Annotated in this window: 24 protein-coding genes and 2 riboswitches; of the genes, 10 read left to right on the plus strand and 14 right to left on the minus strand. The window is 63.4% G+C overall.

From position 1 onward, the window contains the following. Nucleotides 1–70 precede the first annotated feature (70 nt). From gcvH to kynA, 5 genes are all read right to left on the minus strand, one after another. Nucleotides 71–436 (minus strand): glycine cleavage system protein GcvH, encoded by a 366-nt coding sequence (gene gcvH / locus JSO19_RS04030; RefSeq protein ID WP_270909904.1) that lies wholly within the window; start codon nucleotides 434–436, stop codon nucleotides 71–73. Between the two features lie 48 nt (nucleotides 437–484). Next, nucleotides 485–1,579, minus strand: a complete 1,095-nt coding sequence (gene gcvT, locus JSO19_RS04035; RefSeq protein WP_270909905.1) for a glycine cleavage system aminomethyltransferase GcvT — start codon at nucleotides 1,577–1,579, stop codon at nucleotides 485–487. Between the two features lie 30 nt (nucleotides 1,580–1,609). Next, entirely contained in the window at nucleotides 1,610–4,456 is a 2,847-nt protein-coding gene (gene gcvP / locus JSO19_RS04040) for an aminomethyl-transferring glycine dehydrogenase (RefSeq protein WP_270909906.1), read from the minus strand. 42 nt (nucleotides 4,457–4,498) lie between these two features. Continuing rightward, a riboswitch (glycine riboswitch) is annotated at nucleotides 4,499–4,598 on the minus strand. Further along, nucleotides 4,599–4,693, minus strand: a riboswitch (glycine riboswitch). A 49-nt stretch (nucleotides 4,694–4,742) separates the two neighbouring features. Next, nucleotides 4,743–5,582 (minus strand): amidohydrolase family protein, encoded by an 840-nt coding sequence (locus JSO19_RS04045; RefSeq protein WP_270909907.1) that lies wholly within the window; start codon nucleotides 5,580–5,582, stop codon nucleotides 4,743–4,745. 3 nt (nucleotides 5,583–5,585) lie between these two features. Beyond that, nucleotides 5,586–6,443 carry a tryptophan 2,3-dioxygenase gene (gene kynA / locus JSO19_RS04050; protein ID WP_270909908.1) on the minus strand — a complete coding sequence of 286 codons (858 nt, stop codon included), beginning with the start codon at nucleotides 6,441–6,443 and terminating at the stop codon, nucleotides 5,586–5,588. Nucleotides 6,444–6,746: 303 nt separating this feature from the next. On the opposite strand from kynA, the gene JSO19_RS04055 reads away from it, so the two are divergent. Both JSO19_RS04055 and JSO19_RS04060 read left to right on the plus strand, forming a co-directional pair. Beyond that, nucleotides 6,747–8,264, plus strand: coding sequence for an alanine/glycine:cation symporter family protein (locus JSO19_RS04055; RefSeq protein ID WP_270909909.1), 1,518 nt, complete (start codon nucleotides 6,747–6,749; stop codon nucleotides 8,262–8,264). Between the two features lie 103 nt (nucleotides 8,265–8,367). Further along, nucleotides 8,368–9,231 carry a Sir2 family NAD-dependent protein deacetylase gene (locus JSO19_RS04060; RefSeq protein WP_270909911.1) on the plus strand — a complete coding sequence of 288 codons (864 nt, stop codon included), beginning with the start codon at nucleotides 8,368–8,370 and terminating at the stop codon, nucleotides 9,229–9,231. A 94-nt stretch (nucleotides 9,232–9,325) separates the two neighbouring features. On the opposite strand, the gene JSO19_RS04065 is transcribed toward JSO19_RS04060, so the two are convergent. The 4 genes from JSO19_RS04065 to JSO19_RS04080 all read right to left on the minus strand — a co-directional run bounded on the left by JSO19_RS04065 (nucleotide 9,326) and on the right by JSO19_RS04080 (nucleotide 12,917). Next, complete coding sequence (locus tag JSO19_RS04065) at nucleotides 9,326–9,502, minus strand: hypothetical protein (protein WP_270909913.1); 177 nt, start codon at nucleotides 9,500–9,502, stop codon at nucleotides 9,326–9,328. Between the two features lie 130 nt (nucleotides 9,503–9,632). Further along, nucleotides 9,633–10,916: an NAD(P)/FAD-dependent oxidoreductase gene (locus JSO19_RS04070; RefSeq protein ID WP_270909915.1), complete on the minus strand. Its 1,284-nt coding sequence runs from the start codon at nucleotides 10,914–10,916 to the stop codon at nucleotides 9,633–9,635. Between the two features lie 85 nt (nucleotides 10,917–11,001). Next, nucleotides 11,002–11,703 (minus strand): response regulator transcription factor, encoded by a 702-nt coding sequence (locus JSO19_RS04075; protein WP_270909917.1) that lies wholly within the window; start codon nucleotides 11,701–11,703, stop codon nucleotides 11,002–11,004. After that, nucleotides 11,700–12,917, minus strand: coding sequence for a sensor histidine kinase (locus JSO19_RS04080; protein ID WP_270909919.1), 1,218 nt, complete (start codon nucleotides 12,915–12,917; stop codon nucleotides 11,700–11,702). The genes JSO19_RS04075 and JSO19_RS04080 overlap by 4 nt, the downstream gene beginning before the upstream one ends. Before the next feature lie 135 nt (nucleotides 12,918–13,052). Between JSO19_RS04080 and phoU the strand changes: the two genes are divergently transcribed. The 6 genes from phoU to JSO19_RS04110 all read left to right on the plus strand — a co-directional run bounded on the left by phoU (nucleotide 13,053) and on the right by JSO19_RS04110 (nucleotide 18,152). Beyond that, on the plus strand, nucleotides 13,053–13,685 hold the full coding sequence (phoU, locus tag JSO19_RS04085; protein WP_217135608.1) for a phosphate signaling complex protein PhoU: 633 nt from the start codon (nucleotides 13,053–13,055) through the stop codon (nucleotides 13,683–13,685). Nucleotides 13,686–13,865: 180 nt separating this feature from the next. Beyond that, the gene (pstS, locus tag JSO19_RS04090) at nucleotides 13,866–14,969 is read left to right on the plus strand and encodes a phosphate ABC transporter substrate-binding protein PstS (RefSeq protein WP_270909923.1); all 1,104 of its coding nucleotides are present in this window, start codon (nucleotides 13,866–13,868) and stop codon (nucleotides 14,967–14,969) included. Between the two features lie 94 nt (nucleotides 14,970–15,063). Further along, complete coding sequence (gene pstC, locus JSO19_RS04095) at nucleotides 15,064–15,987, plus strand: phosphate ABC transporter permease subunit PstC (protein ID WP_270909924.1); 924 nt, start codon at nucleotides 15,064–15,066, stop codon at nucleotides 15,985–15,987. Between the two features lie 70 nt (nucleotides 15,988–16,057). Further along, on the plus strand, nucleotides 16,058–16,918 hold the full coding sequence (pstA, locus tag JSO19_RS04100) for a phosphate ABC transporter permease PstA (RefSeq protein ID WP_442915705.1): 861 nt from the start codon (nucleotides 16,058–16,060) through the stop codon (nucleotides 16,916–16,918). A 76-nt stretch (nucleotides 16,919–16,994) separates the two neighbouring features. Continuing rightward, nucleotides 16,995–17,774 carry a phosphate ABC transporter ATP-binding protein PstB gene (gene pstB, locus JSO19_RS04105; protein ID WP_270909926.1) on the plus strand — a complete coding sequence of 260 codons (780 nt, stop codon included), beginning with the start codon at nucleotides 16,995–16,997 and terminating at the stop codon, nucleotides 17,772–17,774. Nucleotides 17,775–17,906: 132 nt separating this feature from the next. Beyond that, nucleotides 17,907–18,152 carry a hypothetical protein gene (locus tag JSO19_RS04110; RefSeq protein ID WP_270909927.1) on the plus strand — a complete coding sequence of 82 codons (246 nt, stop codon included), beginning with the start codon at nucleotides 17,907–17,909 and terminating at the stop codon, nucleotides 18,150–18,152. 214 nt (nucleotides 18,153–18,366) lie between these two features. Here the strand turns inward: JSO19_RS04110 and JSO19_RS04115 are convergent, their stop codons facing one another. Then, nucleotides 18,367–19,722: a flavin monoamine oxidase family protein gene (locus JSO19_RS04115; RefSeq protein WP_270909928.1), complete on the minus strand. Its 1,356-nt coding sequence runs from the start codon at nucleotides 19,720–19,722 to the stop codon at nucleotides 18,367–18,369. Nucleotides 19,723–19,842: 120 nt separating this feature from the next. On the opposite strand from JSO19_RS04115, the gene JSO19_RS04120 reads away from it, so the two are divergent. Together JSO19_RS04120 and JSO19_RS04125 are read left to right on the plus strand one after the other, a co-directional pair. Continuing rightward, nucleotides 19,843–20,004 carry a hypothetical protein gene (locus JSO19_RS04120; RefSeq protein WP_217135632.1) on the plus strand — a complete coding sequence of 54 codons (162 nt, stop codon included), beginning with the start codon at nucleotides 19,843–19,845 and terminating at the stop codon, nucleotides 20,002–20,004. A 2-nt stretch (nucleotides 20,005–20,006) separates the two neighbouring features. Beyond that, entirely contained in the window at nucleotides 20,007–21,482 is a 1,476-nt protein-coding gene (locus JSO19_RS04125) for a purine-cytosine permease family protein (RefSeq protein ID WP_270909931.1), read from the plus strand. 400 nt (nucleotides 21,483–21,882) lie between these two features. Here the strand turns inward: JSO19_RS04125 and JSO19_RS04130 are convergent, their stop codons facing one another. From JSO19_RS04130 to JSO19_RS04145, 4 genes are read right to left on the minus strand one after another with little or no spacing between them, the layout of a single operon-like run. After that, the gene (locus tag JSO19_RS04130; RefSeq protein ID WP_270909933.1) at nucleotides 21,883–22,872 is read right to left on the minus strand and encodes a C-terminal binding protein; all 990 of its coding nucleotides are present in this window, start codon (nucleotides 22,870–22,872) and stop codon (nucleotides 21,883–21,885) included. After that, nucleotides 22,872–23,978, minus strand: a complete 1,107-nt coding sequence (locus JSO19_RS04135) for an ABC transporter ATP-binding protein (RefSeq protein WP_270909935.1) — start codon at nucleotides 23,976–23,978, stop codon at nucleotides 22,872–22,874. Before JSO19_RS04135 ends, JSO19_RS04130 begins: the two co-directional genes overlap by 1 nt. Next, nucleotides 23,975–24,805: an ABC transporter permease gene (locus JSO19_RS04140; protein ID WP_217135640.1), complete on the minus strand. Its 831-nt coding sequence runs from the start codon at nucleotides 24,803–24,805 to the stop codon at nucleotides 23,975–23,977. Before JSO19_RS04140 ends, JSO19_RS04135 begins: the two co-directional genes overlap by 4 nt. Further along, nucleotides 24,802–25,713, minus strand: a complete 912-nt coding sequence (locus JSO19_RS04145; RefSeq protein WP_270909936.1) for an ABC transporter permease — start codon at nucleotides 25,711–25,713, stop codon at nucleotides 24,802–24,804. The genes JSO19_RS04140 and JSO19_RS04145 overlap by 4 nt, the downstream gene beginning before the upstream one ends.

Here is a 25,713-nt window from a genome sequence, read left to right on the forward strand (position 1 = left end):
TGTCATTAGGGAATGGGTATCAGAAAAGAAAGAGGCCGGGGCGACGTACACCCCGGCCTCTGGGGGCTCGTTAGAGCTGCGCTTCGTACTCTGAAGCCGAGAGCAGCGGGCCTTCGCTCGCTACCTCAACCTGGAAGAGCCAGTTGGCGTAGGGATCTTCGTTGACGAGGCCGGGCTCGTCTTCGAGGGCCTCGTTGATCGCGGTGACCTTGCCGGTCACGGGTGAGAAGAGATCTGAAACCGACTTCGTCGATTCGATCTCGCCACACACCTCACCAGCGGTCACCTCGTCGCCGACCTCTGGCAGCTCGACGTAAACGACCTCGCCAAGCGCGTCTGCGGCGTGGCGGGTGATGCCGATGTTGGCGGGTGAGGCCTCGTCGATCCACTCGTGCTCAGCGCTGTAGCGAAGGTTTTCGGGAAGGTTCTGGGTCATGGTTTCTCTTTCTCTACGATTTTGGTAAAAGGATATGAAGTGTGCGGGTTATGCGCGCTTGTAGAACGGCAGCGCGACCACCTCGAAGGGCTGCGGCTTACCGCGCAGGTCGATGTCGAGCTTCGTGCCGGGCTCGGCGAGGTCGCGCGCGACATACGCGAGCGCGATCGGGTACCCGAGCGTCGGGCTGGGCAGGCCGCTCGTGACGGTGCCCACAACCTCTCCCTCAGAAACGACATCGTAGCCGCTGCGGCCTGCACGACGGCCGAGGCCCTTGAGCCCGACGAGCACGCGCTCCGGCGCAGCAGCGTTCTCGACCGCACTGCGGCCAACGAAGTTTTCTTCCTTCTTGAACGAGACGACGGGGCCAAGACCAGCCTGCGCGGGAACAACCTCACGGCTGAGCTCATTCCCGTAGAGCGGCATACCAGCTTCGAGGCGCAGTGAGTCGCGTGAGGCGAGGCCGCAGGGCGTGATGCCGTGGGCTTCGCCGGTCTTCATGAGCGCGCTCCAGAGCGCCTCTGCCTTATCATTCGTGACGTACAGCTCGAAGCCGTCTTCGCCGGTGTAGCCCGTGCGTGCGAGCAGCACGTCAATGCCGGCAGCGTTCGCCTCGATGGCTGAGTAGTACTTCATCTCACGCATCGCCTCAACGTCGGCCATGACCTCGGTGAGCACGGCAACCGAGGCCGGGCCCTGCACCGCGACGAGCGCGGTGTCAGCCGAGGCGTCGGTCAGCGTTACGTCGAAGCCTTCAGCACGCGCCGTAAGCTCAGACGAGACCACGGGAGCGTTGCCCGCGTTCGGCACGACGAGGTAGCGCTCCTCACCCATGCGGTACACGATGAGGTCGTCGATGATGCCGCCGTCTTCTTGCAGCATGAGCGAGTACTTCGCGCGACCAACAGCCGTCACTGCGAAGTTGCCGGCGAAGGCGGTGTTCAAGAAGCGTGCTGCATCGGGGCCATCGACCCAGATCTCGCCCATGTGCGAGAGGTCGAAGATGCCCGCGGCCTCGCGCACAGCACGGTGCTCGTCGAGCTCGGAGGCATAGCGCAGGGGCATGTCCCATCCACCGAAATCGGTGAAGTGTGCGCCGAGCGCCTCGTGTGTCGCGTGCAGCGGAGTGTTTTTCAACGTCATAGTCTTGATTCCTTTCGGGCCGTCTTTGGCCTAGCTTTCAAACGCTTCGGGTGCGGGGCAGCTGCAAACGAGGTTGCGGTCGCCGTGCGCGCCGTCGATGCGGCCAACCGGAGCGAAGTACTTGTCAACGCGAAGCGAGTCGACCGGGAAGGCGGCCTGTTCGCGCGTGTACTTGCGATCCCACTCAGAGGTCACGACAGCCTTCGCGGTGTGCGGTGCGAGGCGCAGCGGCGACTCGTCAACCGTGAAGTCGCCCGCGATGACCTGGTCGATCTCGCCGCGAATGGTGATCATCGCCTCGATGAAGCGATCCATCTCGGGAATGCTCTCTGACTCGGTCGGCTCAACCATGAGCGTGCCCGCAACCGGGAACGCGAGGGTGGGCGCGTGAAAACCGAAGTCGATGAGGCGCTTCGCGACGTCTTCAGCGGTCACGCCCGACTGGGCGGTGAGCTCGCGAAGGTCGAGAATGCACTCGTGCGCGACGAGGCCCTCGTTGCCCGTGAAGAGCACCGGGAAGGAATCGCCGAGGCGCTTCGAAATGTAGTTTGCGTTGAGAATCGCGGTCTTGGTCGCGTGGGTGAGCCCCTCGCCGCCCATCATGGCGATGTAGGCGTACGAGATCGGGAGAACGCCGGCCGAGCCGAAGAGGGTCGCGACGATCGGCGTGCCACCGGGGGTGCTCACGCGGCCGGTCGGGTCGCCGGGCAGGAAGGGCGCGAGGTGCTCAGCAACACCGATCGGGCCAACACCCGGGCCACCGCCTCCGTGGGGAATCGCGAAGGTCTTGTGCAGGTTCAGGTGCGAAACGTCGCCACCGAACTTGCCGGGCTGCGCGAGGCCAACGAGCGCGTTCATGTTGGCGCCGTCGATGTACACCTGGCCGCCGGCGGCGTGCACCTTCTCGCACACCTCACGCACGTCGGCGTCGTAGAGCCCGTACGTCGAGGGGTAGGTGATCATGATGGCGGCGAGCTCGTCGCGGTGCTTCTCGATCTTGGCGTCGAGATCGGCAATGTCGATGAGCCCCGTCTCGGTGTTCTTCACCACGACGACGCGCATGCCTGCGAGCACAGCCGAGGCCGCGTTCGTGCCGTGCGCCGAGGCGGGAATGACGCACACGTCGCGCTGCGTCTCACCGTTCGACTGGTGATAGCGGCGGATCGCGAGCAACCCTGCAAACTCACCCGTTGCTCCCGAGTTCGGCTGAATCGAGAGGGCGTCGTAGCCCGTGATCTCGATGAGGCGCGCCTCGAGGTCGGCGATGAGCGCACGCCAGCCGGCGCTCTGATCCGCCGGAACGTACGGGTGAATCCCGGCGAACTCTGGCCAGGAAATCGACTCCATCTCGGCGGCCGAGTTGAGTTTCATGGTGCACGAACCGAGAGGAATCATCGTGCGGTCGAGCGCGAGGTCGCGGTCTGCGAGGCGGCGCAGGTAGCGCATCATCTGCGTCTCTGAGTTGACCGTGTTGAAGATCGGGTGCGTGAGGTATTCGCTCTCGCGCACGAGGGCAGCCGCGAAGCCGTAGTCACCGGCGGCGACGGCCGCTGCCGGGCTCGCGCCGAAGACGCGCACGACGGTGTCGACGTGTTCTGGCGTCGTGGTCTCGTCGGTCGAGATGCCGACGGTGTCGTCGTTCACGAGGCGCAGGTTGACGCCCGCAACCTCTGCGGCACGCACGAACTCTGCGGCCTTACCTGGAGCCTTCACGAGCACGGTGTCGAAGAACTCGGTCGAGGCGAGTTCGAAGCCGGCAGCCGTGAGTGACGCGGCGATCGTGCGGGCGTGTGCGTGCGCACGCTCTGCGATGGCTTTGAGCCCCCGCGGGCCGTGGTACACGGCATACATTGACGCGGTGATCGCGAGCAATGCCTGCGCGGTGCAAATGTTGCTCGTCGCCTTCTCGCGGCGAATGTGCTGCTCGCGCGTCTGCAGCGCGAGGCGGTACGCGACGTCACCGGCCGAGTCGTATGAGACACCGACGAGGCGGCCAGGCATCGAGCGGGTCAGCCCGTCGCGCACCGCGAGGTAGGCGGCGTGCGGGCCACCGAAGAAGAGTGGAACGCCAAAGCGCTGGGTGTTGCCGACGGCGACGTCGGCGCCCTGCTCGCCAGGCGAGGTGATGAGCGTGAGCGAGAGCAGGTCGGCGATCACGGTGACCATCGCGCCGCGTTCTTTCGCCTCGGCGATGATGCCGGCGTGATCCGCAACACTGCCATCGTTCCCGGGCTGCTGCAGCACGATGCCCGAGATCTCGCCCTCGGGAAGGCCCTGGGCCAGATCGACGATCTCGATCTCGAAGTCAAGCGCCTCAGCGCGGCCGCGAATCACCTCGAGGGTCTGCGGGAAGATGTTGGCGTCGAGCACCGTCTTCGCGGTTGCCTTCGCCTTGTTCGCACGGCGCATGAGCAGCACGGCCTCAGCCGCGGCCGACGATTCGTCGAGCATCGAGGCATTCGCGATGGGCAGGCCAGTGAGATCGCTCACCATCGTCTGGAAGTTGAGCAGCGCCTCGAGACGGCCCTGTGAAATCTCAGGCTGGTATGGCGTGTACGCCGTGTACCACGAGGGGCTCTCGAGCACGTTGCGCAGAATGACGGGGGGCGTGTGGGTGTCGTAGAACCCCTGCCCGATCATCTGGGTCTTGAGCACGTTCTGCGAGGCGAAGGCGCGCAGGTCTGAGAGAATCTCGGGCTCGGTGCGGCCCGAGGGCAGCTGCAGCGCGTTATCCATGCGAATATCGCGCGGAACAGCGGTGTCGACCAGGGCGTCAAGGGTTTCGTAGCCAACGACGCTCAGCAGGTGCTCGGCGTCGGCACCGTGCACGCCGGTGTGACGGTTGGCGAAGTGGGTTGGATCGGCGGTGATGCTCATTGAGGGTTCCTCACAGGGGTTGGGCACAACAACTACAGGTACCCTCCCCACTCTGTTGCAGACCTGAGAGATTCCGGCGCTTGCGCGCCATTGCACCGTCGGTGGAGGCAGAGCTTGCGCCCTACCTCGCTTTCCAGAGTTGCCACGCCCCGCGGTACGGGTGCCTGAGAGATTCTCGGGGAGGAGTTGCTCCTACGGCGCCACACTCAATCGTGTGGGCTCTCCCGCGAGGGCGTATTGGCCGATATTCACATATGGCATTCATAGTACCACCTCGCGACGACAATCAATGCGCAGCCGTATCAACGAGCACAGCCGCGGCAACGTCGGGGCGCTCCGGCGAGCCCGGCACGAAGACGACCGGGCCGCCCTGCGCGGGTGCCGCGGGCGTAAGCGTCGCAAGAATCTCGGCGCGAGAGAGCCCGCACTCGGCAAGAGCCGCGATCTCACGGGTGTTGAACCCCGCGACCGTCGGCCCGTTGCCCATATCAGTGCCGTAGCGCACCACCCCACCCGCGCGGTGAAAGCGTCGAAGGTTATCGACCGCGATGCCAAACTCGTCGTCGGGGGTTCCCCAGCCATGAATATCGAGCGTCGAGATCCACACCACATGTTCGGCCTGCGCCGCGATCTCGGCGTCATCGAGACGCTCGGTAAACGGCGTGTGGGCGAGCATCGTCGCACCGCACTCCCGTGCCCGCTGCGCCTCACCGGGCCCCTCGGCGTGCGCGACCACCGGAAGCCCCGCCGCGGCCGCAACGACGGCGCGCACGACGTCGCTCGAAGCCGCCGGCCCAGCGACGCTATTCATCGCGACCTTGAACACGCTCGCCCCAGCCTCACGCATACTGAGCGCGGCCTCGCGTGCGGCCGCTGCCCCATCGACCTCGATCACGCTGCCGGGGCCGGCCCACGAACGGTCAGAGGGGTAGCCGCCGGGCGCGGTAATGAAAGCGCCGGCATACGACACCGTGACTCCCCTCAGTCCGTCAGCAATGCCGCGCAGCCGCTCAACGTTCGAGCCGAGATCGAGCACGCGCGTGACGGGCGAGGGCTCGGGCCGCATGAGCTCGAGGTGCACGTGCCAATCGCGAAACCCGCCGGTGTTAAAACCCTCAGCGCCCACGAGCTACCCTTTACCGACCTCGGTGCGAACGGCAAACAGCTCGGGAAAGAAGGTGAGGCTCAGTGCGCGCTGCAAGAAATCGACGCCCGATGATCCGCCCGTTCCCGTCTTCATGCCGATCGTGCGGGTCACAACGCGCAGGTGCCTGAAGCGCCAAAACTGGAAGTTGTCTTCAATGTCGACGAGCTCTTCGCACGCCTCATACAGATCCCAGTGCTCTTCGTGGTTCTCATAGATCGTGCGAAATACGTCAACGAGCCCGTCGTTGTGCTCATACGCCTCGGTCACGTCACGCTCGAGAATCTCGCTCGGCACGGGCAAGCCGCGACGGCTGAGGTACCGCAAGAACTCGTCGTAGAGCGTTGGCGCGGCAAGCTCGGCGGCGAGCAAGGCATGGTTCTCTGGCTCGGCCTCGAACACCCTGAGCATCTTCGCGTTCTTGTTGCCGAGCGCAAACTCAATCGCGCGGTACTGCACCGACTGAAAGCCCGACGAGTTGCCGAGCGAGTCGCGAAACTCTGCGTACTCAGAAGGCGTGAGCGTCGCGAGCACCGACCACTGCTGAATGAGCACCTCTTGAATGTGCTTCACCCTCGCGAGCGGCTTGAGCGCCGAGCGCAGGTTGTCGCTCTTCAAGAATTCCCGCGAGGCCCGCAGTTCGTGCAGAATGAGCTTGAGCCACAGCTCAGAGGTCTGGTGCTGAATGATGAACAGGAGTTCGTCGTGGTGCTCAGGGCTACTCACGGGGTGCTGCGCTGAAAGGAGCGCATCGAGCCCAAGGTACGAGCCGTATGTCATCTTGTCACGCAGATCGGTGACGATGCCTTCTTCAAGCTTGCGGGTATTCTTTTCGACACTCATAGCGGTCCTTTCGCCTTCTCGGCCACTCGGTAATCTACTCGACCCACTCGCAAATTGTCAGAGCGTGGGCGACGAAATGTCTCTTTTGGGTATCATTTCGACACCTGTTGCGGGACCCCTCACTGCGTTCGCCTTGATTTTATGCGGATCCCGCAGCTCACCCCACTCCTCAGAGCTATTGTGAGCCGGTTGACACGCGTCAAGAACCGAATATATTTGGCGAAGTAGTGAGGACTTCCTGGTCTCACACAACGCACAACATGTTTGTTCCGCAACGACGCGAAAGACCATAGGTAACACACCGTGCTCGATACCATTCAGGGATTTCTTGACAGCGCAAGCTCTGTCATCTGGGGACCCTTTGTTCTGATTCCCCTCCTCTTTCTCACAGGCCTCTACCTCACAATTCGACTCGGAGGCCTCCAGTTTATTCGCTTGGGCGCTGCCCTAAACCTCGGCATCATCAAGCGCCGAGATGCCGGCGCGAAGGGTGACATTAGCCAGTTCCAGGCGCTCACAACCGCTCTCGCCGCAACCGTAGGCGTGGGCAACATCGTGGGCGTGGCCGGCGCAATCGGCATTGGCGGCCCAGGCGCCCTCTTCTGGATGTGGGTGACCGGCCTGCTCGGCATGGCCTCGAAGTACGCAGAGGCGTTTCTCGGCGTGCGTTACCGCTCGGCCGATGAACATGGCGAGCGCAACGGCGGCCCACAGTATTACCTCCAGAAGGGCATCAAGGGCCCCGTCGGCAAGATTCTTGCTTGGGCCTTCACCATCTTCACGGTGCTCGCCTGCTTCGGTATCGGCAACATGACCCAGGCTAATGCGATCGCTGAAAACGCAGAGCGCTCATTCGGCGTTGACCCCTTCTGGGTTGGCATCGTGCTCGCCGTGCTCACCGGGCTCGTACTCGTTGGCGGCATTAAGTCAATCGGCAAGGTGACCGCCGGCTTCGTTCCCATCATGATCCTGCTCTACGTGGTCGCCGCCCTCTACATCCTCTTCGTCAATGTCGGCGATGTTCCTGCCGCTTTCGGCCAGATCTTCTCAGAAGCCTTCACCGGAACGGCCGCAACTGGCGGCTTCCTCGGGTCAGTCTTCATCATTGCTATTCAGTACGGCTTTGCCCGCGGTATCTTCTCGAACGAGTCGGGCATGGGGTCGGCTGCAATCGCCGCGGCCTCGGCACAGACGAGCCACCCTGTACGCCAGGGCCTCGTCTCGATGACGCAGACCTTCATCGACACCATCATCGTGGTCACCATGACCGGCCTTGTGATCATCACGACCGGCACCTGGAGCATGGTCGATCCTGACACCGGAGAGCAAATCTCGAAGGCGCTCATGACCGGCGAGGCATTCTCGCACGGTCTCCCGGGCGAGTGGGGCCACTGGATCGTCACCATTGGCGTCATCATGTTCGCTTACTCGACGATTCTCGGTTGGTCGTACTACGGCGAACGAAACGCAGTGCGCATCTTCGGCCGTAAAGCTACGATTCCCTTCCGTATCATCTTCTCTGCCGTCGTGTTCATTGGCGCGACCACGCAGCTCGAGGTTGTCTGGTCATTCTCAGACGTCATGAACGGCCTCATGGCCATTCCGAACTTGATCGGTCTACTCATTCTCTCGGGTCTCATCGCCCGTGAGACGAAGGCGTACATCAAGTTCGACCCGAAGCTCACGGCCACCGCAGATCAGGTCGCCGAGCACTTCAAGAACGATCCTGCGTACCTCGAGTGGAACACGCAAGAGATCGCCCTTGAATCGCGCAAGGAAACGTACCTCAATACGAAACGAAACGCGGTAATCCCGAGCTAAGCTCGCGGGCTGAGGTGTGGGGTGGCCAGTTCGCTGGTCGCCCCACACCTGTCTCAGCATCCCTCACAGTCTTTCTTCTCGCCACAGTTGTAAGGTTTCTGCCATGCAGCCAGCAACGATCGCCACACTTGCCCAGGTGATAACAGACTCGCGCCCCGTCGCGATCCTCACCGGCGCGGGCATCAGCACCGACTCGGGCATTCCCGACTACCGCGGCGCTGGTACCCCGCCCCGCACACCCATGAACATCGCCGAGTTCATGAATGACCCGCTGTACCGCAAGCGCTTTTGGGCAGGGGCGAGCGTGAACGCGAGGCGCGGCTGGAATGTCTCGCCAAACCCCGGCCACTTCGCGCTCGCAGCCCTCGAGGCGCAGGGCTACGCCGAGGGGGTCATCACGCAGAACGTCGACGGGTTGCACCGCGACGCAGGCACGAAGCACCTTGTCGAGTTGCACGGCAGTGGCGCTTCCATTCGTTGCACCTCGTGCACGGGCCGCTTCTCGCGAGCCGCCGTCATCGACTGGTTTGAGCAGGCGAACCCGGGGTACGTGGAGTCCCAAGAAGCCGCCGAGATCGCGCCCGACGGTGACGCTCAGGTGACCGGGATCGAGCACCTCACGGTGCCGGTCTGCCCCATCTGCACCGGGGTGCTGCGCCCCGAGGTCGTGTATTTCGGCGAGACCGTGCCGAAGCCCGTTTTTACCGCCGCAGCCGATCTCGTCGAACGCGCGGGGGCTCTCGCCGTCATCGGCTCATCGCTGGCGGTCAACACGGGCATTCGCCTCGTTCGCATTGCCGAGCAGCGCGGCGTACCCCTCATCGTCATCAACCGTGGCCCGACCGCGGTCGATCACAAGGCTGACCTCCGCATCGAGTCGGGCGCGACTGAGGCGTTAGGCGCACTTGTCGAGGCTCTCGGCGTTGTGCCGGGCGAAGGGTTCGACGCGGGCACGCAAGCTTCCTAACCCGGCGGATCGCGCAGGCTTTCACTTGCCCAGGCCGCAGGCCGGGCTCTGCTCTCAATCATCGAGAGCAGAGCCCGTGGCCAGCCGCCCTTCGTTACCGGCCGTCGTGCTCGCGATGCCGGGTATTATCGATGCCGTCAACCTCGTCGGCAACGTCGGTGTCTTCTGCGGTGAGCGGTGACTCGTTTTGCCACGTCTCTTCGAGCTGGGCACGAAGTTCTTGCTCACCCTGCGGATCGTCATACTGGGGTTTCTTATCTGCTTCGCTCATGCTTCCAGGGTACGCTTCGCGCCCGGCGGCATCAAGTGCGCCGCGTTCAGGCAGAGTCCTTTGAAAACACAGAGCGGGCGCCCCAACGCCGAAACGTTGGAACGCCCGCTGTGAGCAGAACCCGGAGGTGCTAGCGCTGAACCGCGAACGGTGCGATATCGAGCGGCTTGCCGTCTGAGGTCGGGGTGCGGCCTGCAACGAGGTCGGCAACCACTTCGCCCGTGATGGGGCCGAGTGAGAGGCCGTGCATGTTGTGGCCAGTTGCGACGATCGTGTTCGGGCGGCCCTTGACCGCGCCGAGCAGGGGCAGACCGTCAGAGGTCATCGGGCGAGGCCCAACCCACTCTTCGTACTTGTTATCCCAGTCGGCACCCTTAATCACGGTGCGGGCAGCCTTCTCAAGAACCTCCATGCGGCTCTTGTTGAACTGGTCTGGCTTCTCGTCGAACTCCATCATGCCGACGATGCGCAGACGCTCGTGCATCGGAATGATGACGGCGTTGCGGTCCTTCGAGTGGATGAGGTGACGGGGCATGGTCTCGACCGGAACCGAGAAGCTGTAGCCCTTGCCCGAAACAACCTTCTTGTGCTTCACGCCTGACTTGCGCAGAATCGGGGTGGTGTAGGCGCCTGCAGCGACCACGACCTTGTCGCCTGAGAAGGTGTGCTCGACGCCGTTGGCGTCAACGGCGATGATGCCGCGGCCATCGGCCGTGAGGCGATCGCCCTTGTAGCCAACCTTGAAGTCAACACCCTGCTTCTTGAGGTCTTCGACGAGGCTCGCCACGAAGGTGACGGGGTCGAGTGAACGCTCAGCGGGAAGCAGGTAGCCGCCGGTGATGCCAGGCTGGAGAGCCGGCTCGAACTCGTGCAGCTCCTTGCCGCGCATGATCGGTCCGGGTGCGGTGCCCCAGCCCTTCTTTGCGCGCTCCTGATAGGCACGGTGTGAACCAACGAGCAGATCTTCGTCTGACGCCGTCATGAGGAAGCCGTCACGCTGCTGACCGGTCGTGTCGATGCCGGCCTCGGTGAGGCGGTCGAGCGACGGGAAGATACCGTCGGCAAACTGCGCGAGGGCAGCGCTACCACTGGCCATGCGCTTCTTGCCCGAGGCGAAGATGAAGTCGAGGCCCCAGAAGGCCAGGTAAGGAATCTTCGAGAGCGCGATCGTGAGGTAGTGGGTCGGGGTAAAGACGCCCTTGACCACATCTTTCACCATGTTGGGTGAAGCGAGTGGGGCTACCTGCTGAGGGGTGATCTCACCCGCGTTTCCGATCGCAGCGCCCGCACCGGGGTGGTCGCTCTCAACGATGGTCACGGTGTGGCCTTCGCGCAGCAGCGCGTGAGCCGAGCACAGACCGATGAGACCGCCGCCTACGATGACGACATGCTGTTTGGGTGGCGTTTCAGCCATTTCGATGATCCTCCTGGATTTTCTTGAGCACAACGAGCACGAGTGTACTCTCTTTTAATCCAGTTTTCCTAGCCGAAAAAGGAAGTCATCCGAAACGGTAACCGACACCTCGAACCGTGTGCACGATCTGCGGTTGTTTTGGGTTTTCTTCGATGCGTGCGCGAATGCGTTTAATGTGCACGTCGAGGGTCTTCGTGTCACCGAAATAGTCACTTCCCCAGACCCGATCAATGAGCTGCCCGCGGGTGAGCACGCGGCCCTGGTTGCGCATGAGCAGGCTCAGTAATTCGAACTCGCGCAGGGGCATCTGGGTGCGCTCACCGCGCACGTGCACCTCGTGTCGTTCGGTGTCGAGCGCGATGCCGTGGCCCTCGATCACGCTGTCGTCGAGTGGCTCTGCCTCGACACTCTCGGGTCGCGGCGTGTCGCTGCGTCGCAGCATTGCCCGAACGCGTGCGAGTAGCTCGCGCGACGAGTAGGGCTTCGTAATGTAGTCGTCGGCACCGAGTTCAAGCCCCACCACGATGTCAATCTCGGTGTCTTTGGCCGTGAGCATGATGATGGGCACCTGCGAGGTCTGGCGGATCTCGCGACAGACCTCGGTGCCCGGCACGAAGGGCAGCATGAGGTCAAGCAGCACGAGATCAAACGTGTCTTTCGCGAACTCCTCGAGAGCGGCTCGCCCGTCTCGAGCAATACGTACGCGGTAGCCCTCGCGTTCGAGCAAGAACGCGAGCGGGTCGGCGATCGAATCTTCGTCTTCGACGAGCAAGATGCGTGCGGTCACGCGTCACTCTCCTTCACGTGTGTAGCCTGTCCGGCTTGACGCGCCCTATCGACGCGATTCTTCTGTGTCTTTTTCTTCTTCCGCATCGTCGCTGAAAGCGCGAGCGGAAAACTCAGTTCAAAGGTCGCGCCCTCGCCGGGCACCGACCTCACGGTCACGTCGCCGCCGTGCGCTCGCATGGTGTTGCGAACGATGCTCAGCCCGAGACCCGATCCGCCAAGTTTGCGGCTTCGGCCCTCGTCGACGCGAAAGAAGCGCTCGAAAATGCGCGATTGAAACTCCGGGTCAATGCCGGGCCCGTCGTCGCTCACGCTCACCGCGAAGGCCCCGTCGTGGTCGCCGATCACCACGCGCACCTCGCCGCCCTCGGGAGAGTAGGCGATCGCGTTGGTGATGAGGTTTGCGACGGCGACGCCAATCGCAGAACGGCGGCCGAAGATCACGGTTTCTTGCGGCTTACGGGTGTTGTCTTCAAGCACAATGCTCACACCGTGGCCGCTCGCGAGTTCGGTGTGCTGCTCGACCTGCTCGACGACGAGCTCGCGCAGGTCGATGCGCTCGCGCGCCTCTTTTGAGAGCGAGGCCTGGGCCTCAGAGAGGCGGATCACGTCGCGCGAGAGTTCGCCAAGGCGCCGGCTCTCGGCCCCGAGCTTCTCTGCGAAGTTCTTCACCATCGCCGGGTCGTCGGAGGCCTCGCCAATCGCTTCGGAAAGGAGACCGATGGCCGCGATCGGGGTTTTGAGCTCGTGGCTCATGTTCGCGATGAAGTCACGCCGCAGGGCGTGCACGCGCTGCGCCTCACCCTGATCAGCCGCAAACACCACAACGTGATAATCGTCGAGTGGCGCGATGCGCAGGCTCACCGCGTCGGGAGCATCGGGGCGTTTCGGGTCGCGCATGTAGGGTTCGCCGGTCGCGAGCACGCGAAAGACCGTCGACTGAATGCGTGGTTGGCGCAGCAGCCGGTCAAGGTCGGTCGAACCGTCATACTCTCTCGCGGCGTGATTCGCGTACACGGGGTTGCCGGTCTCGTCGAGAATGAGGCAAAACATGTCAATCTCTTCGAGAATGCGCTTCGCGACCTTGAGCGTTTCGGCACTGTCGGCGCTCGTGTAGGTCATACGGGTTTGCTGCACCCTCGTCGCCCAGACGATAAAGAGCACGACGATGGCACCCAGGAGAATGCCTACTCCAAGCTCTACGTGCGGTGTCATGTTGCCCATCGTATTGCACCTGCCGAACCGTTGTTCGCTGTTCACACAGTGTTCACCGAGGCGCCGCACCGCGTTCACGCGAGGGCTTCACACTGTCGGTGAACCCACTCAACACAGTGTATGCGAAAGGACACCATGCGCACCGTTTTTCAACACGAGCTCTCAGAGCTCAGTGACGCCCTCGTCGAAGTGGGTGAACTTGTACAGTTAGCGATCACCGACGCGACCACCGCGTTTCGCAACACTGATATCGAGCTCGCCGAAGAGGTGCTCACTCTTGGCTCGCGCATCGACGAGAAGTGCCGCGCGCTCGACGAGACCGCGATCGACATTCTCGCGAGGCAGGCCCCGGTCGCGAGCGATCTGAAGCTCGTGGTCACCGCGCTGCGCATCTCATCGTCCCTTGAGCGCATGGGTGACCTCGCGCTGCACATCGCGAACCTCGCCCGGTACCGCTTTCCTGAGCGAGCGATTCCGAAGGGCCTCAAAAAGATTTTCACCGAGATGGGCGCGATCGATGTCGAGATCGCGGGCCTGCTCGTACAGATGCTCAGCGAACAGCATCCGGCACTGCTCACCGAGATCGACGAGCTCGACGACAAGGTCGACAACCTGCACGTACGCGTCTTCGAGAAGGTGCTGAGCGACGGTATGGAAGACACCGCGAGCATCGTCGACGCGACCCTCGCGAGCCGTTACCACGAGCGCTTTGGCGACCACGCGGTGTCGATCGCGCAGCGCATCATCGAACTCATTCCTTCTGAATAACGAGCATCGACGCTGGGCGCTGAGACCCTCAGTCGCACCGCGGCCAAGATGACAACAACCGTTCACCTCGCGTTCACCGTCACGCCTCTGCCTCGTCACCCGGGGCTCCTAGCTTTGACGGTGTGAGGTGGTACACCACACACCCGAAACCAACATCGAACATCGATTGGAAAAACACACGTGAAACTCAAGACCTCACTGCAGATCGGCGCTCTGACCGTTGCAGCGCTCGTAGGGCTTACCGGCTGCGCAACGAACGAGTCGACTCCCGACACCGACAGCGACGCCAAGGCTCCCGAAACCTCACTCTCGGGGTCACTCGTCGGCGCGGGCGCTTCGTCACAGGGCGAGGCACAGACCGCCTGGATCGCCTCGTTCCTCGAGGAGCAGCCAGACGTCACGATCAACTACGACCCGGCTGGCTCGGGCACAGGCCGCGAAAACTTCCAGCAGGGCGCTGCATCATTCGCCGGCTCAGACCGCGCATTCAAGCTCGAAGAGATCGAGGCGGGTCCCTTCGCAACGTGTGCTGCCGACAGCGGCCTCGTCGAGCTGCCCCTCTACATCTCACCCATCGCCGTGATCTTCAACCTCGACGGTGTTGACTCGCTCAACCTCGACGCCGAGACCCTCGCGAAGATTTTCGTGGGCGACATTACGAAGTGGAACGACCCGGCAATCGCCTCGCAGAACGAGGGAACCGACCTTCCTGACCTCGCAATCACCCCGGTGCACCGCTCAGATAAGTCGGGCACGACCGGCAACTTCACCGACTACCTCGGTGCCGCGGCAGCCGACGTCTGGACTCACGGTTCAGTCGAGGAGTGGCCGGTAGACGGCGGCGAGGCAGCCGCACAGACCTCGGGTCTCGTGAGCGCGGTCGAGGGCGGCAACGGCACCATCGGTTACGCTGACGCATCGCGCGCTGGCGACCTCGGCACCGTAAGCATCAAGGTCGGTGACGAGTACGTTGCCTACTCACCCGAGGCAGCAGCCGCGGTTGTCGACGCATCACCGCTCGAAGAGGGCCGCAGCGATGCCGACCTCGCGATCGCTCTCGACCGCACCACCGAGGCAGCGGGCGTATACCCGATCGTGCTCATCAGCTACCTCATCGGTTGCGAAACCTACGATGACTCGGCTGTCGCACCCCTCGTGAAGGAGTACTTCTCGTACGCAGCGAGCGAGGCAGGCCAGAAGATCGCGGCCGACAACGCAGGCTCGGCACCGATCTCGAGCGAGCTTCGCACCCAGATCGAAAAGGCAATCGACACCATCAAGTAAGCCGTAGGGGGAGCGCACCTGAGACCGGGTGCGCTCCCCCACACGCTTCGCCAACACCTCACGCTCTCACTACCACTACGATCACGAGGGACCGATGACAACCGTGAATACCCCGAAGATTCCGCGCCGCATGGGCGACCGGGTCTTCCAAGGAGCGGCGAAGGCCGCGGGAGGTGCGATTCTCGTCACCCTCGCCGCAGTAGCGCTGTTCCTCCTCGCGAATAGCCTGCCGGCATTCACTGCCACCAATGAGGACGCTTCGATCCTCACCACAAATTTCTGGAGCTACGTACTCCCCCTCATCTTCGGCACGGTCTGGGTCTCGATTCTCGCCCTCGCTCTCGCCGCCCCCGTCGCGCTCGGCATCGCGCTGTTCATCACGCACTACGCCCCGCGCCGCCTCGCCGGCATGCTCGGCGCCGTGGTCGATCTGCTTGCCGCGGTTCCCTCGGTCGTCTTCGGCCTGTGGGGCATCGGCGTTCTCGCACCCGCGATTCAACCGGTCTATGCGTGGTTCACCGAACACCTCGGGTGGATCCCCATTTTCCAAGGCCCGGTCTCTGGCACCGGGCGCACCATTCTTACCGCGGCAATCGTTCTCGCCGTCATGGTGCTTCCCATCATGACCGCCCTCAACCGCGAGGTCTTTCTGCAAACCCCGAAGCTCACTGAAGAGGCCGCTTACGGCCTCGGTGCGACGAAGTGGGAAACCATTCGCATGGCCGTCATTCCGTTTGGCCGCTCTGGCATCATCTCAGCGGCGATGCTCGGTCTCGGCCGCGCGCTCGGCGAGACGATGGCCGTCGCCATGGTGCTCTCGGCAACCGGCACCGTCACGTTCAACCTGCTCACCTCGCAGAACCCATCGACGATCGCAGCGAACATCGCGCTCACGTTTCCCGAGGCTTACCAAACCAACATCAACGTTCTTATCGCGACCGGCATGATCTTGTTCATCGTGACCTTCGCGGTCAACGCGGCCGCTCGCTGGGTCGTGAGGAGGCTTTCAGTTGACTAACACGCTCACGCCACAGGCAGCCGGCAAGGCGCCTGCCCCGAAGCCGACTTCGACCGGTCTCGGCAAGGGCATCTCGTTCAGGCGCAAGTTCTCGAACAGTCTCGCGACCGTACTCGTCTCGTTCGCCTTCTTGCTCGCCCTCGTGCCCCTCATCTCGGTCATGATCACGACCATCTCTGGCGGCGCGGCACGCTTCGACCTCGAGTTCTTCACGCAGTCAATGCGCGGCGTCATCGGCGAGGGCGGCGGTGCACTCCACGCCCTCGTGGGCACGCTGCTCATCACCCTCACCGCGACGGTTATCTCGGTGCCGCTCGGCCTCTTCACCTCGATTTATCTCGTCGAGTACGGCCGTGGCCGGGCCGCCAAGGTCATCACTTTCCTCGTCGACGTCATGACGGGTATTCCCTCGATCGTCGCGGGCCTCTTCGCTTACGCGCTCTTCGCCCTCATTCTGGGCCCCGGCACGAAGCTCGGCATCGCGGGCGCGATCGCCCTCACCGTGCTCATGATTCCGGTCGTCGTGCGCTCGAGCGAAGAAATGCTGCGCCTCGTCTCACAGGATCTGCGCGAGGCTGGTTCGGCGCTCGGCGCCCCGCAGTGGGTCGTCATCACCAAGATCGTGCTGCCCACCGCGCTGCCAGGCATCGTCACCGGTGTGCTGCTCTCAATCGCGAGGGTGATCGGCGAGACCGCTCCGCTGCTCGTCGCTGCCGGATACACGGCAAACATGAACTACAACATCTTCTCTGAACGCATGCAGTCGCTGCCCGTATACGTCTACTCGCAGTACACGAACCAGGGCAACCCGGCGCACGCGTTTCTCGACAGGGCCTGGGCCGCAGCCCTCGTGCTCATTCTCATCGTGCTGTTGCTCAACATCGTGGGCCGCGTCATCGCCAAGAAGTTCGGCGTCAAGACCGGCCGCTAGGCAGCCACCCATACTCGCCCCACGCGTGCTGCCCCTGGCACCGCGCACAGGCCCCAAAACGTAGAAAGAACCCACCATGTCAAACCGCATCGACATCACCGACCTCGACATCTACTACGGCAAGTTTCACGCCGTCGAAAAGGTCACGGTCAACATCGAACCCAAGTCGGTCACCGCGTTCATCGGCCCCTCGGGCTGCGGCAAGTCAACCCTCTTGCGTTCAATCAACCGCATGCACGAAATGACCCCCGGTGCCACCGTGACCGGCTCGCTCGAGCTCGACGGCCAGAACCTCTACGCCTCGGGCATCGACCCGGTCGAGGTTCGTAAGCAGATCGGCATGGTGTTTCAGCGCGCAAACCCCTTCCCGACCATGACCATTCGCGAAAACGTGCTCGCCGGCGTACGCCTCTCGAACAAGCGTCTCTCGCGCAGCGACGCCGACGATCTCGTCGAGCGTTCACTGCGCGGAGCCAACCTGTGGAACGAGGTCAAAGACCGCCTCGATTTGAGCGGATCGGGCCTCTCTGGCGGCCAGCAACAGCGTCTCTGCATCGCGCGCGCCATCGCCGTCGAGCCGCAGGTGCTACTCATGGACGAGCCTTGCTCGGCCCTCGACCCCATCTCGACCCTCGCGATCGAAGACCTCATCTCGCAGCTGCGCGAAAACTACACGATCGTCATCGTGACCCACAACATGCAGCAGGCGGCTCGCGTCTCTGACCGTACCGCCTTCTTCAACCTCGCTGGCGTCGGCCAGCCTGGCCGCCTCATCGAGGTCGACGAAACCTCGACGATCTTCAGCTCACCCAAGGTGCAGGCGACCGAAGACTACATCTCGGGCCGCTTCGGGTAACGCGCGGCTTCCGGCGCACAGGCGGCACCGGGCACGAGCACCGTCGCGGGGCGAGCGCGATTCTCGCCCCGCGACGAGTTCATGTACACTCGAGAACGGTATGTAGTTTTGACTGGAAGGTTGGCGCATCACATGGCATCGTCACAGAAGAACGCCGAGAGCAACGGCCAAGAGCAGCTGTTCGCCGAGGTTCAGGGCGGTGGAGCGAGCTTCGTCATGCTCGTGCAGCTGCTTTTCGCACTCGTGCTGGTATTCGGCGGTTTCTACGTCTTCAGCCTCGCATTCTCGCACCCTGAGCAGGGCATCGAGCTGTTCGTGGGCGGCCTCCTCGCGGTAACCATTGGTTTCATCACCGCGTTCACCTCGCGCACGAAGTAACGAGTTTTTGATGGCCCACTCAGGGGCCGCACCCCGAAGGGGCCCTACACCACGTGGTGTAGGGCCCCTTCGGTCGTTCATCGCCCGTTGTTTTGAGCGCGGGGTTCAGATTCATCGACTGAGCACCGGTTCGTCGAATGAGCATCGGTTCCGCGCGGTTTGCATGTACTTTCGGTGAATCGGTGCTCAGTCGGCGAGAAGAAGGGCGCCTTCGTCACCCGAGAATTTCGGCGGCAGCCCGCTCCCCCGAGCGGATCGCGCCATCGATATACCCGTTCCAGACCGATGCGGTCTCGGTACCAGCCCAGTGCAGCCGGCCAACGGGCTCGCGCCAGCCGGCTGCGGCGTGCTCGATCCACGTTCCTGGTGCTGGCGTCGCGGCATAGCCGCCGCCAGCGAACTCGTCGTTCGACCAGTTTTTCTCGGTGTACCAGAGCGCCGCCCTGGCCTCTTCGCCAAACATGCGCACGAGGGTCGCGATGACCTCTTCACGCCGAGCTTCTGCGTCGAGTGCCTGCCACTCGCGCAACCGGTCGGCGTAAACGAAGCAGACGAGCACCCCGCTCGCCGCGTCATCTGGGGAGTTATCGAAGATCACTCCGACCATGGGTGCGCCGTAGGTGACGGCCTCGCCCGAAAATCCCTTCGTGCGCCAGAACGGGGTCTGGTAACCAACGTGGATCTTCGCCACGTCTCCCATCACGCTCTTCGCGACGAAGCGACGCTTCGCAAGCGGAAGCTCTGGCGTAAACCGCACGCGCGAGGCAGCCTGGGGCGGCAACGTCGAGATGACGTGCTGCGCCGTGTACTCACCCTGGTCGGTAACCACACGAACCCGGTCGTCTTCTTGGTGCACCTCGAGCACGCGGGTGCCGAGCCGCACGGCGTCACCGAGGTGAGCGGCGATACGGTTGGCGGGCTCCTGTGCGCCGCCAAAGAAGCGGCTGTCCTGGGCGCAGTTCTCGGCCTCCATAAGCTGCTCGAAATCTCCCGCCGCCGCAACGTAGAAGAGCAGGTGCAGCATCGAGAGGTCTCTCAGCTCGACCGTCCACACCCCCTGCACGGCGAGTGCGAGACGCAGGCGTGCATCGGGGTCGGCGACGGTGCGCTCGAAGTACGAGTGCGCCGTCTCACTGTCGAGCGCCTCGGCGTTCGGGGTGAGGGCCGGCTGTTCGAGGTTCACGGTTCGGGCAAGCTCGTCGATTCGAGCGGTGGCCTCGGCGTAGGCCTCAATGCCCGGGCCATCTTCTGGGCCCACGAGCCCGAAGCCACGAACCGTTCCATCGTGCCAGAGCTCAAGATTCGCGCCACCCGTGTAGGTCTTGAAACGCCCCACATCGAAGCGGTCGGCGTAGGCGTGCAGGCGGTGTTGGGTGGGCCCGATCCACTGCCCTCCGTGGTCAACGATAGTGCCGTCGGGCTGGGCCTCTGAGAAGATGCGCCCGCCCACGCGATCGTTCGCTTCGAGCACGAGCACGCACGTTCCCGCGTCGTGCAGGGTCAGTGCACTCGCGAGCCCGGCGTAGCCCGCACCAATAACGATCACTTCTGTCGACTTCGTTGTCTGCATGAGAGCAATCGTAGGCAATCTTGACTGGCTAGTCAATATTATGCTCACTTGACTTTGAGCGGGGGCGACCCTAGCGTTAACTATTAATTGACTACTCAGTCAATAAGTTACGGAGTCAATGTGGACAACGAATTTGAAGAAGAACTCGAGCGACGCCTTACCCGAATGGAATCAGAGGGCGGCGGCGGAATGCTGCAGCAAGACCTGCCCCTCTCAGACATTCTCATCACCGTTGGCACGCTCGCTGCGGCGAGCGCCCTGCTCATCTGGTGGGCGTGGTAACCATGGTTGAAAAGATTCACACAACGAGCGTCAAAGTCGCGTCGGTTCCCGAAGACGCAACCCTCAACGAGCTCCCCCTCCTACCCAAAGAGCGCATCTGGGGATTCTGGAAGTTTAGCTGGGTCAACATCGGCCTCGCCATCGCTACCTGGGCGTTTTTGCAGGGCGCGACCGTCGCCTACTATGTCGGCGCGAAGCAGGCCATCGCGAGCGTCATCATCGGATACGGCGTGAGCACACTCCTCGTCTCGCTCGCGCCGGTCATTCCCTCGGCAAAGTACGGTGTCGAGCAGTTTGTCATGCTGCGCACGATCTTCGGAACCCACGGGGCCAGACTCGTCATGGTCACCATGTCGACCATCTTCGCGGCCGCCTGGGCCGCCATTCTCGCCATCATGCTCGGCCACGGCCTCGTGAACGCGCTGAACGCCACCTTCGGGCTCGAACTGAGTAAGACGAGTGCGGCCGTCAGCGTTCTCGCGCTTATCGCGGTCGTTGCCTCGTGGGCGATCCTCTCGCGCGGCCCCATCTCGGTCGAACGGGTGAGCATGATCGTTGCTCCGCTGCTCATTATTGTGCTCACCGCCATCACCATCTTTATCTTCACCAACATCACCTGGGACGAGCTCACCGCGATTCCCCCGCTCGACCCCGAAGAGAACCCGCACACAAGTTTCATGGTCGCGATCGAACTCGGCATCGCGGGCGGCTTCGCCTGGTGGCCCAACATGGGTAACCTCGCGCGCCTCACCGACAGCCCCCGCTCGGCCTACTGGCCCAACTGGCTCGGCATCTTCTTCGCCTCAGTGTTCGCGGCAATCGTCGGCACCTTCGCCGCCCTCACGCTCAAGATCACTGAGCCCACCGACTGGCTGATTCCGCTGCTCGGCGCCGGCGCGGGCGTCGTTGCCCTCTGCGTGATCATTTTCGCGAACATCACCGCCATCCTTTCGCAGGGCTACGGATCAATGGTGGCCCTGCGCTCTGGCGGCGGCCGCATTTTCAGGGGCCTTCCCTGGGCCGTCATGGGTCTCGTCATTCTCGGGCCCGCGGCCGTGCTCGTCTTCTTTCCCGAGGTCGTCTACGAAAACTACGGCCGCTTCCTCTCGTGGGGTGCCATCTTCGTGGCACCCCTCACCGGCATCGGAATCGTCGACTACTTCGTGCTGCGCCGCGGCAAGGTAAAGGTGCGCGAGCTCTACACCCCCGTCGCGACCTCGGCCTACGGCTACGTGCGCGGCTGGAACCCCGTCGCCTTCGTCGCCCTCGCCCTCGGCGCCCTTACCTACGCGCTGCTCCTGCACCCGATCACCTACGTGCCGTCGCCGCTGTTCCCGTACACGACCGCCTCGATGCCATCGTGCCTCGTCGGCGCCCTCGTCTACTACATCCTCACGAAGCTCGTCTCGCAGCCCCTCGGTTGGGGCGGCTACGGCCTCGAGGTGCCCACCTCGACGGGGCTCACCCGGGTGCCGTAGGCGGCGGCTGGCCGGCTCGCGAGGCGCGCGGCTTGGCTAGGGCACGGCTCGTTGCCGGCGGATCCGCGGCTTCCCGCGACCACGGCCGGTGACGGGCGCGGTTCTCGGCCGGTGACGGGCGCGGTTCTCGGCCGGTGACGGGCGCGGTTCTCGGCCGGTGACGGGCGCGGTTCTCGGCCGGTGACGGGCGCGGTTCTCGGCCGGTGACGGGCGCGGTTCTCGGCCGGTGACGGGCAATAACGCGTCTACTTGACGAAAAGCAGGGTGTTTTCAGCGAAACACCCTGCTTTTCGTCAAGTAAACCGCAAACGCGAGGCCCAAACCGCGGAGGCGAGCAGCCCAAGGAGCGGCTCACCCGCAGAGATGGCCCACCCGCCAAAGCCGAGCCCGGCCACCTCGCCTACACAAACGGCGTGACGGGACGACCCGTTTGCGCGAACTGCACGACGTTCTCGGCCTGGTGCACGACGTAGTCGAGCAGGCTCTGGGGCGAGAGGTAGGCCGCATGGGGCGTCGCGAGCACGCGCTCGTGCTGCCAGAGCGGGTCACCGGCTTCGGGCGGCTCTGTTTCGAAGACGTCGAGGCCAGCGCCCGAGATGGTTCCACGGTCGAGCGCAGCGACGAGGGCCGCGGAGTCGATGAGCGCTCCGCGTGACACGTTGACGATGCGTGCGCCGGGCCGCATCTGCGCGAGGCGCGAGGCCTCGAGCAGGTGGTGCGTTTCAGCGGTAAGCGGGAGGTGCAGGCTCACGATGTCACTCTGCGCGAGCACCTCGTCGAGGCTCACGCGACGCACCCCGGGCACCTCGAAGTCGATCGGGTCGTAGCCGAGCACCTCGCCATACACCGAGCCAGCGAAGGAGGCGAAGGCCCGGCCAATGCGCCCGAGACCGAGCACGCCGACGGTGAGCGTCGAGGGGCGTGACAGGTCGGCGATGCCAGCGTTCCACTCGCTCGAGCGGCTTGATCGGTCGAAGGTATGCAGGCCTCGCACCAGCGCGAGTGAGAGGGCAAGCGCGTGGCTCGCGACCTCCTCGGTCGCCGACGCCGGGAGGTTGGCAACCGTAATGCCGCGAGCCTTGCACGCCTCAAGGTCGATCATGTCGACGCCGACCGACTGTGTCGCGACGATGCGCAAACGGGGCAGCCGATCAAGCAGGGCTGCGGTGATCGGCGAGTAGCCGATGAGCAGCGCCTCGGCCTCGGCAGCGACGCCCGCGATCACCTCGGGGTCATCGCTGCGAGCGACCTCGACACGAAACCCCGCGGCTTCGAGCAGCGTGATGCCAGGCCCCGGGTCGGTGTCAACGATGTCAGTGTAAACCGCGAGCGGGGCGGCGTCTGAAGGAGACGCTGCCCCGCTTCCGGGAGCCGCACCTGGCGCCCCCATCAGTCCTCCTTGATGAGACGCGCGTGCGCCGCATCCCACGAGAATACGACCTTAGCGCCAAACACAACTCCCTGTGTTTCGCTCGACACGGGAGCGCGCGCGATGAGGCGCTTGCGGCCCGCCGTCTGGCCGTACACAATCATGTCGGTGCCAATAAAGACGGTGTCTTGCACCACGGCCTCGACGCTGTCGCGACCGGCGATCGGCGTGTAGCGATCAGCGGTTTCGACCCGCATGTGCTCGGGCCGAATGAGAATGGTCTCGCCCCCGCCCTCGGGTACCCGAAAGTGTTCGCCTCCCTCAGCATGGGCAAAGACGTCGCCCTGCACGGTGCCCGTGAGCAGGTTCGACTCGCCGATGAACTCTGCCGCGTAGCGCGACGTCGGCGCCTGATAGAGCGTCTTCGGGTCGTCGAGCTGAACGATGCTGCCGCCACGAAGAAGCGCGATACGGTCAGACATTGTGAGTGCCTCGTGCTGGTCGTGCGTCACGAAAATGAACGTGATGCCGAGTTCGTAGTGAATGTTGCGAATCTCGAGCTGGAGCTCTTCGCGCAGCATCTTGTCGAGTGCGCCGAGCGGCTCGTCCATGAGCAGCACTCGGGGCTGAAACACGATGCCGCGTGCGAGCGCGACGCGCTGCTGCTGGCCACCCGAGAGCTGGTCGGGCCGGCGGTCGGCGAGGTGGCGCATCTGGATGAGGTCGAGCACCGAGTTCACGCGCTCAATGATTTCCTCCTTCGCGACCCGCTGGCGTCGAAGCCCAAAGGCGACATTCTCGAACACCGTCATGTGAGGAAACAGCGCGTACTGCTGAAACACCATGCCGAGCCCGCGATTGTGGGGCGGCGTTCGGGTGATGTCGACGCCATCAACCTCGATCTTGCCTCCGTCGGCCTTCGTGAAGCCGGCGATGATGTTGAGCAGGGTTGACTTGCCCGATCCGCTGGCTCCAAGCAGGGTAATGAACTCACCCGCGTTGATATCGAGGCTCACCTCGTCGAGAACCGTGTGCTCGCCGTAGCGCTTGGTCACATTTTTGATGCGGATCGCGGCACCCGTCTGTTCGGCTGCCGTTGCAATCTGCTGCGTGTAAGTGGCGGTCATGAGAGCGTTCCTTTCTGAATGCGCTTCGCCTGCATGTTGCGACGCAGCGTACCGAAGGCCTTTCCAATGCCCGAGGCAGCGAATGCCGCGAGAATAATAAACAGTGAGATGGTCGAGATGGCCGCGATGGTCGGATCGATCTGCACGCGAATGCCCGACCACATCTTGACCGGGAGGGTCGTGAGGTCAGCACCAGACAGGAAGATCGCGACGACGACCTCGTCCCAGCTCGTGATGAACGCGAAGAGTGCGCCCGCGAGCATGCCGGGCAAAATGAGCGGCATCGTGATGCGAAAGAACGTTTCGATCGGCCCAGCGCCGAGGTTCATGGCCGCCATCTCGAGCCGGCGGTCAACCGACGAGAGTGAAGCAATGACGTTGATCATGACGTATGGCACCCCGAGCGAGGTGTGTACGAGCACGAAACCGATCATCGTTTCAGTGAGGCCGAGACCCAAAAAGGTGATGTAGACGGCAAGCCCGACGATGACGAAGGGCACGATGAGCGGCGAGAGCAGAATCGCCATGACGGGCCCACGAAAGGGAATCTTGCCGCGCACGATCGCGAGGGCCGCGAGCGTTCCGAGTACCACCGAGCAAAGCGCCGAGAGCAGCGCGATGGTGAGGCTGTTGAGGGCAGATTCGATCCACGAATAATCATTGATGAGCGCTTCGTACCACTGCAGCGTGAAGCCGCTCGGTGGGAACGCGAGAAACGAGCTCTCTGAAAACGACATCGGCACGATGACGAGAATCGGCGAGAGCAGGTAGAGCCCGATGAGCGCCGCGAGCACGACGAGCCCGGTGCGAGTGAGAATCTTGGTCATGACTGCCTCAACAATGCTTTCTCAAGGTTCAGGAACTTCGATGCGATGCCGAGCAGCACGAGCGTTGTCGCGAGCAGCAGGGTCGCGAGGGCAGCCGCAAAGCCGTAGCGCAAGACGGCCGAGACCTGTTGCACGATCAGCTCACCGATCATCATGTTCTCGGGGCCGCCGAGCAATGCCGGGGTGATGTAGTAGCCAAGAGCCTGAATAAACGTGAGCAGCAGGCCAGCGGCAACGCCAGGCAGGCTGAGCGGCACGAAGATGCGCCAGAAGGCACCCGAGGGGCGCGCGCCAAGGTTCTGCGCCGCGAGGCCGAGCTTTCGATCGATGCCCGACATGGCCGCGTACATGGGCAGTACGGCGAACGGGAGTGAGACCTGGACCATGCCGAAGACAACGCCGCCTGCGGTGCGCAGCATCGTGACGGGGTCGTCGATGATTCCAGCGTCGATCGCGAGCGTGTTAAGCACCCCGGTGTCGCGCAGGAGAATCACGAGCGCGAAGCTGCGCACGAGCACACTCGTCCAGAACGGAATGAGCACGAGCACGAGCATCACCTTGCGCCAGAAAGGCTTTGCGAGCGTCATGAGGTACGCGTAGGGGTACGCGAGCACGAGCGTCACCGCCGTCACGAGAAAGGCGATGAGAAAGGTGTTGAGCAGAACCCTCGTGTAGAGCGATTCTTGGAAGATCGCGACGTAGTTGCCGAACCCGGGTTCGGGGTCGACGAAGCTACGCCACAGCATCGCGATCAGGGGAATGAGAAAAACGAGAACGAGAAAAAGCACGAGCGGGAGCGCGAGGGCGCCCCACCCGTCGATGCGAAAGAGTGATCGCATCGACCGGCGGGGCTGAGCCTCTGGCATGGCAGCCACGCCCGGCTCGTGCTGCAGTGTTGGCTGTTTCAC

It is taken from the genome of Leucobacter sp. UCMA 4100 (assembly GCF_027853335.1).
Lineage (GTDB): Bacteria > Actinomycetota > Actinomycetes > Actinomycetales > Microbacteriaceae > Leucobacter_A.

Excerpts from the sequence above, each read along its gene's own strand:
- JSO19_RS04135 (WP_270909935.1), bottom strand. The coding sequence starts at position 23,978 with ATGACCGCCACTTACACGCAGCAGATTGCAACGGCAGCCGAACAGACG.
- JSO19_RS04065 (WP_270909913.1), bottom strand. The coding sequence starts at position 9,502 with ATGAGCGAAGCAGATAAGAAACCCCAGTATGACGATCCGCAGGGTGAG.
- pstC (WP_270909924.1), top strand. The coding sequence starts at position 15,064 with ATGACAACCGTGAATACCCCGAAGATTCCGCGCCGCATGGGCGACCGG.
- JSO19_RS04080 (WP_270909919.1), bottom strand. The coding sequence starts at position 12,917 with ATGACACCGCACGTAGAGCTTGGAGTAGGCATTCTCCTGGGTGCCATC.
- kynA (WP_270909908.1), bottom strand. The coding sequence starts at position 6,443 with ATGAGTGTCGAAAAGAATACCCGCAAGCTTGAAGAAGGCATCGTCACC.
- gcvH (WP_270909904.1), bottom strand. The coding sequence starts at position 436 with ATGACCCAGAACCTTCCCGAAAACCTTCGCTACAGCGCTGAGCACGAG.
- phoU (WP_217135608.1), top strand. The coding sequence starts at position 13,053 with ATGCGCACCGTTTTTCAACACGAGCTCTCAGAGCTCAGTGACGCCCTC.
- JSO19_RS04110 (WP_270909927.1), top strand. The coding sequence starts at position 17,907 with ATGGCATCGTCACAGAAGAACGCCGAGAGCAACGGCCAAGAGCAGCTG.
- JSO19_RS04140 (WP_217135640.1), bottom strand. The coding sequence starts at position 24,805 with ATGACCAAGATTCTCACTCGCACCGGGCTCGTCGTGCTCGCGGCGCTC.
- JSO19_RS04130 (WP_270909933.1), bottom strand. The coding sequence starts at position 22,872 with ATGGGGGCGCCAGGTGCGGCTCCCGGAAGCGGGGCAGCGTCTCCTTCA.
- gcvT (WP_270909905.1), bottom strand. The coding sequence starts at position 1,579 with ATGACGTTGAAAAACACTCCGCTGCACGCGACACACGAGGCGCTCGGC.
- pstB (WP_270909926.1), top strand. The coding sequence starts at position 16,995 with ATGTCAAACCGCATCGACATCACCGACCTCGACATCTACTACGGCAAG.
- gcvP (WP_270909906.1), bottom strand. The coding sequence starts at position 4,456 with ATGAGCATCACCGCCGATCCAACCCACTTCGCCAACCGTCACACCGGC.
- JSO19_RS04070 (WP_270909915.1), bottom strand. The coding sequence starts at position 10,916 with ATGGCTGAAACGCCACCCAAACAGCATGTCGTCATCGTAGGCGGCGGT.
- JSO19_RS04060 (WP_270909911.1), top strand. The coding sequence starts at position 8,368 with ATGCAGCCAGCAACGATCGCCACACTTGCCCAGGTGATAACAGACTCG.
- JSO19_RS04115 (WP_270909928.1), bottom strand. The coding sequence starts at position 19,722 with ATGCAGACAACGAAGTCGACAGAAGTGATCGTTATTGGTGCGGGCTAC.
- JSO19_RS04125 (WP_270909931.1), top strand. The coding sequence starts at position 20,007 with ATGGTTGAAAAGATTCACACAACGAGCGTCAAAGTCGCGTCGGTTCCC.